The organism is Novosphingobium sp. CF614 (genome assembly GCF_900113255.1).
In the GTDB taxonomy this organism is placed as follows: Bacteria; Pseudomonadota; Alphaproteobacteria; order Sphingomonadales; family Sphingomonadaceae; genus Novosphingobium.
In genome coordinates this window covers 83,444-95,376 of record NZ_FOOR01000002.1, presented here as the reverse complement: position 1 = coordinate 95,376, position 11,933 = coordinate 83,444, and the positions used below count along the sequence as shown (strand labels likewise).

14 protein-coding genes are annotated in these 11,933 nt (G+C 65.6%); 2 read left to right on the top strand and 12 right to left on the bottom strand.

Going from position 1 to position 11,933, the window contains the following annotated elements; genetic code table 11:
• The first annotated feature begins 2 nt into the window (after window positions 1-2).
• A complete protein-coding gene (locus tag BM052_RS03325) occupies window positions 3-398 on the top strand; it encodes a hypothetical protein (RefSeq protein WP_091143229.1) in 396 nt (131 codons plus the stop codon).
• Window positions 399-487: 89 nt separating this feature from the next.
• Here BM052_RS03325 and BM052_RS03320 read toward each other — a convergent pair whose 3' ends face one another.
• Together BM052_RS03320 and dapE are read right to left on the bottom strand one after the other, a co-directional pair.
• Entirely contained in the window at window positions 488-1,819 is a 1,332-nt protein-coding gene (locus BM052_RS03320; protein ID WP_091143226.1) for a dicarboxylate/amino acid:cation symporter, read from the bottom strand.
• 64 nt (window positions 1,820-1,883) lie between these two features.
• Window positions 1,884-3,035 (bottom strand): succinyl-diaminopimelate desuccinylase, encoded by a 1,152-nt coding sequence (gene dapE, locus BM052_RS03315; RefSeq protein WP_091143223.1) that lies wholly within the window; start codon window positions 3,033-3,035, stop codon window positions 1,884-1,886.
• Window positions 3,036-3,106: 71 nt separating this feature from the next.
• Between dapE and BM052_RS03310 the strand changes: the two genes are divergently transcribed.
• Complete coding sequence (locus tag BM052_RS03310; RefSeq protein WP_091143220.1) at window positions 3,107-3,571, top strand: cupin domain-containing protein; 465 nt, start codon at window positions 3,107-3,109, stop codon at window positions 3,569-3,571.
• A 22-nt stretch (window positions 3,572-3,593) separates the two neighbouring features.
• Here the strand turns inward: BM052_RS03310 and BM052_RS03305 are convergent, their stop codons facing one another.
• The 10 genes from BM052_RS03305 to BM052_RS03260 all read right to left on the bottom strand — a co-directional run bounded on the left by BM052_RS03305 (window position 3,594) and on the right by BM052_RS03260 (window position 11,932).
• On the bottom strand, window positions 3,594-4,439 hold the full coding sequence (locus BM052_RS03305) for a S1/P1 nuclease (protein ID WP_091143886.1): 846 nt from the start codon (window positions 4,437-4,439) through the stop codon (window positions 3,594-3,596).
• A gap of 4 nt (window positions 4,440-4,443) precedes the next feature.
• A complete protein-coding gene (locus tag BM052_RS03300) occupies window positions 4,444-5,109 on the bottom strand; it encodes a glutathione S-transferase family protein (protein ID WP_091143219.1) in 666 nt (221 codons plus the stop codon).
• A 244-nt stretch (window positions 5,110-5,353) separates the two neighbouring features.
• Window positions 5,354-6,355, bottom strand: coding sequence for an inorganic phosphate transporter (locus BM052_RS03295; protein ID WP_091143216.1), 1,002 nt, complete (start codon window positions 6,353-6,355; stop codon window positions 5,354-5,356).
• Between the two features lie 12 nt (window positions 6,356-6,367).
• Window positions 6,368-7,504, bottom strand: a complete 1,137-nt coding sequence (locus tag BM052_RS03290; protein WP_091143214.1) for a DUF47 family protein — start codon at window positions 7,502-7,504, stop codon at window positions 6,368-6,370.
• A 122-nt stretch (window positions 7,505-7,626) separates the two neighbouring features.
• Entirely contained in the window at window positions 7,627-8,268 is a 642-nt protein-coding gene (yihA, locus tag BM052_RS03285; protein WP_091143211.1) for a ribosome biogenesis GTP-binding protein YihA/YsxC, read from the bottom strand.
• A 1-nt stretch (window position 8,269) separates the two neighbouring features.
• The gene (yidC, locus tag BM052_RS03280) at window positions 8,270-10,039 is read right to left on the bottom strand and encodes a membrane protein insertase YidC (protein ID WP_091143209.1); all 1,770 of its coding nucleotides are present in this window, start codon (window positions 10,037-10,039) and stop codon (window positions 8,270-8,272) included.
• A 59-nt stretch (window positions 10,040-10,098) separates the two neighbouring features.
• Complete coding sequence (yidD, locus tag BM052_RS03275) at window positions 10,099-10,314, bottom strand: membrane protein insertion efficiency factor YidD (protein ID WP_091143206.1); 216 nt, start codon at window positions 10,312-10,314, stop codon at window positions 10,099-10,101.
• 30 nt (window positions 10,315-10,344) lie between these two features.
• Window positions 10,345-10,728, bottom strand: coding sequence for a ribonuclease P protein component (rnpA, locus tag BM052_RS03270; protein ID WP_091143204.1), 384 nt, complete (start codon window positions 10,726-10,728; stop codon window positions 10,345-10,347).
• Window positions 10,729-10,945: 217 nt separating this feature from the next.
• Complete coding sequence (rpmH, locus tag BM052_RS03265) at window positions 10,946-11,080, bottom strand: 50S ribosomal protein L34 (RefSeq protein ID WP_091143203.1); 135 nt, start codon at window positions 11,078-11,080, stop codon at window positions 10,946-10,948.
• A 69-nt stretch (window positions 11,081-11,149) separates the two neighbouring features.
• On the bottom strand, window positions 11,150-11,932 hold the full coding sequence (locus BM052_RS03260; protein WP_255405926.1) for an alpha/beta hydrolase: 783 nt from the start codon (window positions 11,930-11,932) through the stop codon (window positions 11,150-11,152).
• Window position 11,933 lies beyond the last annotated feature (1 nt).

Here is an 11,933-nt window from a genome sequence, read left to right as displayed (position 1 = left end):
CCGTGAAGATCATCCGTCAGGCCGCATTGTTCACCGCCCCGCTTGCGCTTGCCGCCTGCACCGGGGGAGCGCCCGGCGAGACGCCGCCCGTTGCTCCGGCCGCCGAAGCGATCGGGCCGGCGCAGGACTGCCTGCAGATCAATCAGTTCTCCAGCACCCGCATCCGTGACGACCGGACGATCGACTTCATCGGTCCGGTCGGCAGCAAGGCCTGGCGCGTCACCCTGCCCAACACTTGCGGCGGGCTGAAAGCGGCCGATACCTTTACTTACGCGACCTCGCTGTCGCAGCTGTGCCGGACGGACATCATTTATCCGCTACAGCAGTACGGCGGCAGCTACCAGCGCGGCGCCGGCTGCGGGATGGGGCCGTTCGTACCGGTGAAACTGGCGAATTAAGGCATCCGGCACTAAGAACGAGGCCCACGAGGGCCCAGGATGGCGGCGAATTGCTCGCCAAGGTCCGCGCGGCCCCTTGGCGGCATCCCTCAAACATCGTTCGCCGTGTCCTCGATGCCGTCACGCTGTTCTTGGCTCAACGCGGAAATGACTGTCGCGCAGACGAGATCGCCCACGACGTTCAGCGTGGTGCGGCACATGTCGAGGAACCGGTCGACGCCGACGATCAGTCCGATTCCTTCGGGGGGCACGCCAACGCCGCCCAGGATCAGGGCAATGACCGGCAGCGAACCGGCGGGAACCCCCGCGGTGCCGATGCCGGCAAGGATGCAGATCAGCATTACGAAGAGCTGCTGGCTGAGATCGAGTTCAACCCCGAAGAACTGCGCCAGAAACAGCACCGTGACGCCTTCGAACATGGCGGTGCCGTTCTGGTTGGCAGTGGCGCCGATGGTCAGCACGAAGCGGGCGATGCGGCCCGGCAGCTTCAGCTCTTCGTCCGCGACGCGCAGGGCGGTCGGCAGCGTCGCGTTGGAGCTGGCGGTGGAAAAGGCCATCACGCTGGCCTCGCGCGTCTCGCGGAAGAAGGCGATGGGGTTCTTGCGCGCGACGAAGACGAGCAGCGCGGGAAACACCCCGAACATCTGCACCGCCAGCGCCAGCAGGACGACGCCGACATAGGCCGCGAGCTTGAACAGCAAGTCCCACCCGAACTGCGCGGCAAGGTTGAACATGAAGCAGAAGATCGCCAGCGGCGCCATCTTGATGACGATGCCGATCAACTTCATCGCCACTTCGAACACGCCCTCGATCGTCTGTTTGAGCACGGCCGTGCGCGGTGTCGAAACGATCAGCAGGCCGATGCCGAAGAACAGCGCGAAGAACATCACCGCCAGGATGTCGTTGTTGCTCATGGCGGTGACGACGTTCGACGGGATCAGCCCGAGTACCGCCTCGACACCGGTCTTGGCGTTCGCGGACGACTGGACGATGCTGCCCGCGGCATCGGCGCTTTTCGCCAGCAGTTCCTGGGCCGCCTGGCGATCGACACCGTCCCCCGGCCGCAGCGTGTCGACGATCAGCAGGCTCAGCACGACCGCGATGCCTGAGACGATGAAGGTATAGACCAGCGTCGCGACGCCGACTTTGCGTAACGCGCGGATCTCGCCCATCTCGGCGATGCCGATGACCAATGCGGAAAACAGCAGCGGTATCACGAGCATGAACAGCAGGCGCAGGAAGACTTGGCCGATCGGGATCGTGACATAGCTGATGAGCGCCTGTACCCAGGGTGCATCGTTCGCGAACGTATAGGCAAGCAGACCGCAGATCAGCCCAGTGGCGAAGCCGATCAGAATCCACCATTGCAAGCCCGCGTGCCCTGTCCGGGCAGGTCCGTCGGTTTCCACCAGGTCGGTCATTCGCGCTTGTCCCCTTGCCGCCATCGATACCGGCGCGTCCCGCCTAGACTTGCAAGCGGCGGGGCTATTGTCCAGCTTTCAGAGCGGCTTCGGCAACCCGGCGATATATCCGGGCCAGCGCCTCCAGGTCCTCGATCGCCACTGCCTCGTCGCCCTTGTGCATGGTCGCATTGCACAGGCCGAACTCGATCACCGGGCAGAGATCCTTGAGGAAGCGTGCGTCCGAAGTGCCGCCGCTGGTCGAAAGCTCGGGCTCGATGCCGGCTTCGCCCCGTATCGCCTCGGCCAGGATGGCAGAGAACGCGCCGGGCTGGGTCAGGAAGGCCTCGCCGGAAACCAGGGCCCGCGCGGTGCCGCCGTGCCGTTCGGCAATCGCGGAAACCCGCTCGCCCAGCTCGGCGCCGGTGTGCAGGTCGTTGAAGCGGATCGAGATGCGCGCGCTCGCCTTGGCCGGGATGACATTGTGCGCCGGATTGCCGACCGTAAGGTCGGTCACTTCGAGATTGGACGGCTGGAACCAGTCGGTCCCTGCATCGAGCGCCATCGCCTTCAATTCGGCCAGCATCGCCACCAGGCGGGTGATCGGGTTGTCGGCCAGGTGCGGATAGGCGACGTGGCCCTGCACGCCCTCGACATCGAGGAACACATTGATCGAGCCGCGGCGACCGATCTTCACCGTATCGCCGAGCCGGTGCACCGAAGTCGGCTCGCCGACCAGGCACAGGTCCGGGATCTCGCCGCGCTTGCGCATCAGGTCGATGAGGGCGAGGGTGCCGAAGCGTGCCGGTCCTTCCTCGTCGCCGGTGATGACGAAGCTGATCGTGCCGGCCTCCTTCGGAATGTCCCGGGCGGCGGCGATCATCGCGGCAATCGAACCCTTCATGTCGACCGCGCCCCGGCCATAGAGAAGCTCTCCCCGCCGTTGCGGCAGGAACGGCGCGGTGGTCCAGCCTTCTCCCGGCGGCACCACGTCGAGATGGCCGGCGAAGGCGAAGTGGCGCGAACCGACCGGGCCGCGGCGCACGGCAAGGAGATTTTCCACCGGGCCATCGGGCGCCTCGCCGGCGACGAAGCGAGCCACGTCGAAGCCGAGCGGCGTAAGCTGTTCCTCAAGGCAATCGAACACCATGCCTGTCGCGGGGGTTACGCTCGGGCACGCGATCAGGGCTTCGGCAAGCTCGGTGACGCTTGAAGTCAGAGGCGCGGTCTGGGACATATCGTGTGCCATCGCACAAGCCGCCCCCGAAAACCATAGCGCGAAGACCATAGTTTGCCGGAGAAACGACCATGCCCAAGCTCGACCTTGAAGCGATTCCGCAATCCAACGCCACCGGCTATCCGGCACCATTCCATGAGCCCGTGGCGGGCCGCTGGTGGCGCCGTCTCGCACCTGCCGGCGGGCTGACGGAGATGGGGGCGAGCCATGTCGTCCTGAAACCAGGCGCCTGGTCCAGCCAGCGCCACTGGCACGATCACGAGGACGAACTGCTGATAATGCTGACCGGCGAAGCCGTGCTGGTCGAGGATACGGGGCGAATCGTGCTCAGGTCCGGCGACGTCTGCGCATGGCCCAAGGGCGTTACCAACGGCCACCAGCTGATTAACGAGAGCGACGTCGATTGCAGCTTCGTAGCCATCAGCGCCGGCAACCGCGACGGCACCGGCGCCTATTCGGACATCGACATGCAGTTCGATGGCGACGGCTATTTCCGCAAGGACGGCACGCCTTATCCGACCGCGCGGATGCGGTAGGTTAGTGGCGACGAACAGCGTATTATCCCAGCGCCTCGTCCAGCATCCTTGCGAGCCGCAGCCCCGCCCGTTCGACGCGTTCGTCGACGATGGGGATCGCCTGCTCGATCGCCGCTTCGGTCCAGACGATCTTGTCTGCTTCCTTCTTGCCGCAGGGCAGCTTTCCGAAGGCCGCGGGGTAGAGGAAGTCGCGCGAGACCTGCCACGATTCGCGCGCCCAGTCCTCCACCGTGCCGGTAGCGAGCCGGGTTTTCTCGGCGGCGCTGTAGCGGCGTGCCAACGAAGGCCGCGCGGAGGAAATGGCACGCTCGGCCTGCGCCCCGTCCCAGATCGCGTGGAGATTGCCGCCCGGCGCGATGCCGTAGTCGGCCTTGACCTTGTTGCCGCCCAGATCCTCGTTCTCGCCCACATGCAGCGGCTGATGCAGGTCACCAATCAAATGGACGAGGAAAGCCAGTGCTTCCAGGCGCTCGCCGACGGGCAGGCGCCGGTCCGCGAGCAGCCGGGCATTGCGCTCGATCTGCGCGCTGACGCAGCTGCCGTTGGCGCAGTTCGCCTTGATGTCGAACGGCGCGCAGACGCGGATGTTCTGGTAGTGCCAGGGGAACGTGTAGGCCCAGCGCCAGCCTTCGCCGCGAATGCAGTCCGGCCAGACCGAGGCGTCTTCCAGGCTTTTCACCGGGCACGCGGGGGTCACCAGGTCGCGCTCGGCGCGCAGCAGGCCGCCGATGCGCGTGCGGGTGCGCGGGGAGACGTTCTCCATCGCGATCGCGGCGACGGTGCGGTGGCCATAGGCCCCCCAGGCGAATGCCGGCGCGGACCACAAGCCCGCGAGCATGCCAAGCAGCAGGACGATCCCGCGAAGCATCATGTCAGGCCATCGGCATTTCGAACTGCTCGATCACCCAGTCCTCGGCCTCGGCGGCGGCGATCCACTGCTGCATCCATTCGTGCTCCCAGACCGCCTGCATGTAGGCCTGCGCGAAACCGGGAACGCTGATGCTGTAAGTCAGGAAGCGGCTGACAACGGGGGCGTAGATCACGTCGGCGGCGCTGAAAGTTCCGAACAGGAACGGCCCGCCCTTGCCGAAACGGGCTCGCGCCTCGGCCCAGAGCGTGAGGATGCGCACGATGTCGGCCCGTATTTCCTCGTCGAGCCTTGCCCCCGCGACCCGCGCGCGGATGTTCATCGGGCACGAACGGCGCAGCGCCAGGTAGCTGGAATGCATTTCCGCCACCATCGAGCGCGCCATCGCACGGGCATCGTCGGCCTTGGGCCAGAAACGATCACGCCCGACCTTGTCGGCCAGGTATTCGATGATGGCCAGGCTGTCCCACACCACGGCATCGCCGTCCCACAGGATGGGCACCTTGCCATGCGAGGGGGCAAGATCGTCGGAGCTGTGCTTGGTGTCCTCCCAGTCCTCGCCATAGAGCGGGACGGTGATCTCGTCGAAATGGAGGCCGGACTGCTTGCAGGCCAGCCAGCCGCGCAGCGACCAGCTTGAATAGTTCTTGTTGCCGATGATGAGCTTCACGGGCGGGGGTCCCTCTGGCGTTATGACAAGTTCCATCGATCGGAATTCATAGCCTTCTCCTTTCGCCAATGCGAGCCGCCGAAGGCGGCGCGGCGATCCAGGGCGTTGTGGCCGCGGCCCTGGATCGCTTCGGCGGCGTGACCGCCTCGCCACGACGAAGAGAGGTAGAGTCTCGCTTCCGGAAACCTGGGATCGGGCTGGACCTAGTGGTTCCCGCGCGTCCTGTCGAGAATGAACGCGCGAATCAGAACAGCAACGTCAGCGCATAGAACAGTGCGCCCACGGCGGCGCTGGCGGGAATGGTGATGAACCAGGCGACGATCACCCGGCTTGCCACCGACCAGCGCACCGCGCTGGCACGGCGGGCGGCACCGGTGCCCACAACCGAGCCGGTGATCGCATGGGTGGTCGAGACCGGGATGCCCAGCGCGCTCGCCCCGAACACCACGACCGAGCCCGCCGTGGAGGCGCAGAAGCCGGAATGGTGGTTGAGCTTGGTGAGCTTCGAGCCCATCGTCCTGATGATTTTCCATCCGCCGGAGAGCGTGCCCAGCGCGATCGCGGTGTAGCAGGACAGCACGACCCATCCGGGCACGTGGAAGCCGCCGGAAAGGTGTCCGGTCGAATAGAGCAGCACGGCGATGACGCCCATTGTCTTTTGCGCGTCGTTGCCGCCGTGGCTGATCGAGTAGGCTGCGCTGGAAACAAGGTGCAGGCCTTGGAAGGTCCGGTTCGAGTGGCGCGGGGAGATGCCCTTGAACAGCCAGCTCGTCAGCAGCATCAGCAGCATGGCGATGCCGAAGCCGATCATCGGCGACAGGAAGATCGCGATCACGGTCTTGTTCGTGCCCGAACTTTCCACCACGCCGAAGCCGCCATGGGCCATGCCGGCGCCCAGCAGACCGCCGATCAGCGCGTGGCTGGAACTGGAGGGAATGCCTTTCACCCAGGTGACGACGTTCCAGAACATCGCCCCCACCAGGGCGCCGAACACCACCGCGGGGGTGACCGCATCCTTGTCGATGATGCCCTTGCCCACCGTCTCGGCGACGTGGAGGCCGACGAACCAGTAGGCCGCGAAGTTGCCGGCGGCGGCAAACAGCACCGCCATGACCGGAGAGAGCAGCCGCGTCGCGACCACGGTGGCGATGGCATTGGCGGCGTCGTGCAGGCCGTTCAGGAAATCGAACGCCAGCGCCAGCACGACAAGGCCCGCCAGAAGCGGCAAGGCAAGACTATGATCCATGGCCGGGCCCGATCAGGCGTGATCGATGACGAGACCGTCGATCTCGTTCGCAAGATCCTCGAAACGGTCGACCACGCGTTCGAGCCGCTTGAACATCTCCTGCCGGACGACGAAGTGCAGCGGGTCCCTTCCGGCGCTCGCTTTGAACACGCGCTTGAGGCCCCGTGCGTGGATTTCATCGGCATGGCCTTCCATGCGTACCAGCCGCTCGGTCAGTTCATGCAGGCGGTGGCCGTTCTCGGCGATCCGGCGCAGCAGCGGCATGGCCTCCGCGGTCAGGCGTGCGGCATCGACGATGATCGCGGCCATGTCGCGCATTTCCGGCTCGAACTCCACGACCTCGTAGAGATCGGCGGCCCCGGCGGTCTGCTGCATCTCGTCGATGGCGTCGTCCATCGTCGAGATCAGGCTGGTGATCGCCGAGCGGTCGAAAGGGGTAAGGAAGCTGCGGCGCACGGTCTGGAGCACTTCGCGGGTGATATCGTCGGCGTCGTGTTCGCGTTCCTCGATCTCGCGGATGTGCTGCGCGCGTCCGGCACCGCCCTGCGCAAGCCGCGCCAGCGCGTCCGCCCCGGCGACCAGCGTCGCGGCTTGCCTTTCGAACAGGTCGAAGAAATTGCCCTGCACCGGCATGAGCTTCTGGAACCAGGCGAACATCGTATTGACCCCTGTCTTGTCGGCCATCTTGTCGGCCATCGCCCCAATCAGGCGGGCGGGACTGGCGGCGGCGCGAAATTCGCGCGCGCCGAAACTGCGAATAAGCGCGCGCAAGTCTTCCTCATCAACCGCGCGGGCGGCCTCGGCGAGCGAGAACCAGCGGCGCTCGCGCTGGTGCTGCTCGTCCCAGGTTTCAAGCTCCTCGGTCACCGCGAACGGAAACACGTCCACGTCCACCCACACCGAAGCGCCGGAACTGCGGCGCTTGCGGTAGCGGTAGGAGCCCAGCGGCGTGGGGCAGGCGGCGCCGAGCACGCCGGCCTCCTCCTCCGCCTCGATCGCGGCGGCGGCGTGAGGCGGCAGGCCTTTCATGAGCCCGCCCTTGGGAATGACCCACCGGCGCGTCTGGCGCGAGGTAATCAGCAGGATCTGGATCGGCGCATCCACGGCCGCGCCCAGGGTGCGATAGGGAAGAACGGCAATCTGTCGCATTGGCGAGATGTCCCCCCTTCCTTGGCACCCTCCCGGCGCGTGCCCTTATTCGAGCCGATTGTGTCACGCAATCGTCATAATGGCGAAAATGCGTGGATTTTCCGGATGCGCGGGGGCCGGCTTTATAGTTCCACGTCGCCAATCACGGCCGTGCGCAGTTCTTCTATACCCATTCCCTTTTCCGAACTCGTGACAAACACCTCAGGAAAAGCCGCGGAATGCTTTCGCGCTTCGGCCAGGGTCGCGGCATGAACCTGCTCCAGCTCGCTCGCCTTGATCTTGTCCGCCTTGGTAAGGACGACGCGGTAGCCCACGGCCGCCTCGTCGAGCATCTTCATCATCTCGGCATCGACCGGCTTCACGCCGTGGCGGCTGTCCACCAGCAGCAGCGTGCGCTTGAGCACGACGCGGCCGCGCAGAAAGTCGCGCACCAGTCTCCGCCACTTCTCGACGACGGCGGGCGGGGCCTTGGCGAAACCGTATCCGGGCATGTCGACCAGGCGGAACCGCAGCGGATCGCCGACATCGAAGAAGTTCAGCTCCTGCGTGCGCCCCGGCGTAACCGAAGTGCGCGCGATCGTCTTCCTGCCGGTGAGCGCGTTGAGCAGCGAGGACTTGCCGACGTTGGAACGCCCGCAGAAGGCGATCTCCGGCACGTCCGGTTCCGGCAGGAACTTGAGCGCGGGCGCGCTCTTGAGGAAAGCCACCGGTCCAGCGAAAAGCTTGCGCGCGCGTTCGGTCTGATCGTCCGGCGTTTCTTCCACGTCAGGCCTTGCTCTTCTCTCGGTCGAGGGTGCGTGTCTTGTCTTGCGCTTCCTTTTCGGCCTGTGCCTTCAATTGCGGATGACGGCTGTAGAGATACTTCTGCTGCGCGATGGTCAGGATGTTCGAGGTGATCCAGTAGACCAGCAGGCCCGAAGCGAACGGCGCCATCACGAACATCATGAACCAGGGCATGAGCGCGAAGATCTGCTGCTGGGTCGGGTCCATCTGCGCCGGGTTGAGCTTGAACTGGAAATACATCGTCACGCCCAGCAGCAGTGCCAGGATGCCGATCGCCAGGAATCCCGGCGGGTCGAACGGCAGCAGGCCGAACAAGTTGAGGATATGCAGCGGATCGGGTGCGGACAGATCCTTGATCCACAGCACGAAGGGCTGGTGACGCATCTCGATCGCCAGGATCAGGGTCTTGTAGAGCGCGAAGAAGACCGGGATCTGAAGGAACATCGGCAGGCAGCCCGAAAGCGGGTTCACGCCTTCCTTCTTGTAGAGCGCCATGATCTCCCGCTGCTGCTTCTCCTTGTCGTCCTTGTAGCGGTCCTGGATGGCCTTCATCTTCGGCTGGATCGCGCGCATCGCCGCCATGCTGGCAAAGCCGCGCTGCGCGACCGGGAACATGATGCCGCGCACGATCAGGGTGAGCAGGATGATCGCCACGCCGAAGTTGCTGGTGAGCGAGAACAGTTTAACCAGCAGCCAGAAGATCGGCTTCTCGAACCAGCGGAACCAGCCCCAGTCGATCGCGAGGCCGAAGTTGGCGATGCCCTGCTTTTCATAGGCGTCGAGCACTTCATGTTCCTTGGCACCGGCGAACAGCCTGGTTTCGCGCGTGAGCTTCCGGCCCGGCTGGACGACCACCTGGTCATAGACGAGATCGGCGCGGAAGAGATGCTCGTCCAGCGAACGGAAAGTGCCCTGGGCCCTGGCTCCGACAGGGGCGAGGGCGGACATCCAGTAAACGTCGGTAAAGCCGATCCAGTCGGCATTGCCATCTTCCTTGACGGTCTTGGCATCGACGACGTCGCTGTAATTGGTGCCGAAACTGACCGAACCGTCGAAGGCACCGATCGGGCCGGAATGAACATTGAAACTGTCTAGGCTGGCGGTCTCGTCGGTACGGTTGACGAGGCCGAAGGGCTGGACGGTGACCGGCGCGGGGCCCTTGTTCTCCAGGCTCTGATCGGCGGTTATCATGTAGTCGCCATCGATCTTGAGCGTGATCGCGAAAGTCTGGCCGGCGCCATTGTTCCATGTCAGGGTAACCGGCGTCGACGGCGTCAGCCTGGCTCCGCCCGGCACGGCCCAGACGGTATTGGCATTGGGCGTGGTAACACCCTCGCCAACCCAGCCGAACTGCGCGAACTGCTGCGCGGGGGTGCCGACGGGCGAATAGATGCGCACCGGGCCGGAATTCTTCTCCACCGTCTCGCGGTGGCGGTTGATGACGAGGTCATCGATCAGCGCACCGGTAAGGTTGATCGAGCCCGACAGTCCCGGCGCCGCCACCGGCACGCGGCCGCCATGGCTCAGCGCGGTCTTGAGATCCTGCTGCTCGAGCGCGACCTCGGACGCGTCGCGCAGGCCACCTTCGCGTGTCGGTTTGATCGGGCTCGCCGTCTTCTGCGCCCCGCTGGCCTGCTCAACCTGGGCCGGCTTGTTGGCCTGCGGGTAGAAATAGCCGACTCCGGTTTCCCACCCAAAGAGGACAAGCGCGGTCAGCAGGACCGCGAGGATGATGTTGCGCTGGTTATCCACGAAGGCACTTCCTGTCGTATTCGCGTCAGCGACGGCGCGCCGGGCCGTCCATGATCTCGTTAATCCGGTACGGGGTCATGACCGTGCCCCCCCCACGGCTGGCAGCGCAATAGACGCCATATCGCCAGGCATCCACCCTTAATCGCACCGTGCCTTCTCACCGCCTCGATCGCATACTGCGAGCAGGACGGCGTATAGCGGCAGGTCGGCGGCAGGATCACGGAGGGACCGAGCTGCCAGGCCCGCGCCACACCGATCAGCAGCAGGCTGGGCATCGAGACGAGAAAGGCGAGAAACCTTCTCAATCACCGCTTTCCTTTGCGCGGTGCGCCTTTGCGCCGGGCGGGATCACCCTTGCCCGCGCCGGCGCGGGCAAGCGCCGCCACCAGTTCTTCCCGCAGCAACGAGAACTCGCGCTCCACACCGGTTTCGCGTCCGATCAGCACGTGGTCGGTATCGGCAAGACCATGCGCGGGCAGCACCTCGCGCAGCAGGGCGCGGAAGCGGCGTTTCATGCGGTTGCGCACGACGGCGTTGCCGATCTTCTTGGTGACGGTGATGCCGGCGCGCCGCCCTTGCCCCCGATTGGCATTTGCCAGCAGGACGAACCCCGGCCGCGCGACTCGCAGGCCGCGATTGGCGGCGAGAAAGTCCGAGCGGCGGGTCAGAACGGTGTAGGGGGCGGGCATGGCGCAAGGGTCTATCGCGATTGCCGATGCGGCGGAACCGGAATCACCGGATTCTCCCGCCGGCGGGACGCAAGACGGCACCGGCCCGCGCCCCTGTTCCGGCTCCCAGTGCCAACAGTTCATGGGAGGCCGGGGGCAGGGGCGTGAGCCGGTGCCGTGCTTGATTTGTCGGGATGTGGTCGGGGCAGGGGCGGGTGCCCTTGCCGCTGCCGACCGATTACGCCGAAAGCTTCTTGCGGCCGCGAGCGCGGCGGGCGCGAAGCACCTTGCGGCCACCGGCGGTCGCCAAGCGGGCGCGGAAGCCGTGACGGCGGGCGCGGACAAGGCGGCTGGGCTGGAAAGTGCGCTTCATGTCAGTCCTCGAAATTCCATGCGGCCCCGAAAGGCCCGAACAAAAAGGCCGCCCGCACGGGACGACCGATCACAGACGCGCGCCGTTACTGGAGCGGGGGTCTGGAGTCAAGGACCGAGCCATCGCCGGGGCCGTCCGCGGCGCCATGTTTCCGGTCGCATCGCGGTCCAGTTCGACCCACAACCCCATCACGCCGGTGCCGAACCACTTGGCCGATTCGAACGGAACCGAGTTGGTCATGGCATAGAAAGCCTCGGCTTCGATCGGGCTCATGCCCATCTGCCGGTAGTAGTCGATATAGCGCCGGTTCTCGGGCGCATTCGTGGAATAGTCGCCGGGTTCAAGGCCGGTATTGTCCATCCAAGAGTGAACCGCGAACTCGGCGCCGGGATCGGCGGAGCGGTGTGCGCCGGCCAGGAACAGCTCGACCCCGCCCGAGCGCACCGAGCCGCCCGCCGGGACATGGGTGGCGATGCCTCTTTCGCGGATCATGCGGCCAAGCCGGAGATTGGCGAGGTCATCCTCGGTGCCCGGGCATTCGATCATTTCGATCGTGGCGATGCCCGGGTGGTCGCGCAGCATCGCGGCGAACTGCGCCGGGCTGCCGCCGTCGGTGACGTCGACCAGGGCCGCGCTGCCTTCGTCGAGCACGCGGAAGGGCCCGTAGGCGGAAAGGCTCGCCGGGATCGCCGCGGAAGGCACCGACGTCAACTGGAGCGGGAGGGTGCGCTCGCCACCGCCGACGAAACGGTCGGCATCCACTTCGACGGCCTCGTAATCGATGGTCTGCGCCGACAGGGGGGACACGGCGATCAGGCTCAAAAACGCGAGGAATGCAGTGGACGAGCGCATG

Coding starts and splice junctions, on each gene's coding strand:
- rpmH (WP_091143203.1), bottom strand. CDS start 11,080: ATGAAGCGCACTTTCCAGCCCAGCCGCCTTGTCCGCGCCCGCCGTCAC.
- BM052_RS03310 (WP_091143220.1), top strand. CDS start 3,107: ATGCCCAAGCTCGACCTTGAAGCGATTCCGCAATCCAACGCCACCGGC.
- BM052_RS03295 (WP_091143216.1), bottom strand. CDS start 6,355: ATGGATCATAGTCTTGCCTTGCCGCTTCTGGCGGGCCTTGTCGTGCTG.
- BM052_RS03320 (WP_091143226.1), bottom strand. CDS start 1,819: ATGACCGACCTGGTGGAAACCGACGGACCTGCCCGGACAGGGCACGCG.
- dapE (WP_091143223.1), bottom strand. CDS start 3,035: ATGTCCCAGACCGCGCCTCTGACTTCAAGCGTCACCGAGCTTGCCGAA.
- BM052_RS03305 (WP_091143886.1), bottom strand. CDS start 4,439: ATGCTTCGCGGGATCGTCCTGCTGCTTGGCATGCTCGCGGGCTTGTGG.
- BM052_RS03260 (WP_255405926.1), bottom strand. CDS start 11,932: ATGCGCTCGTCCACTGCATTCCTCGCGTTTTTGAGCCTGATCGCCGTG.
- rnpA (WP_091143204.1), bottom strand. CDS start 10,728: ATGCCCGCCCCCTACACCGTTCTGACCCGCCGCTCGGACTTTCTCGCC.
- yidD (WP_091143206.1), bottom strand. CDS start 10,314: ATGCCCAGCCTGCTGCTGATCGGTGTGGCGCGGGCCTGGCAGCTCGGT.
- BM052_RS03290 (WP_091143214.1), bottom strand. CDS start 7,504: ATGCGACAGATTGCCGTTCTTCCCTATCGCACCCTGGGCGCGGCCGTG.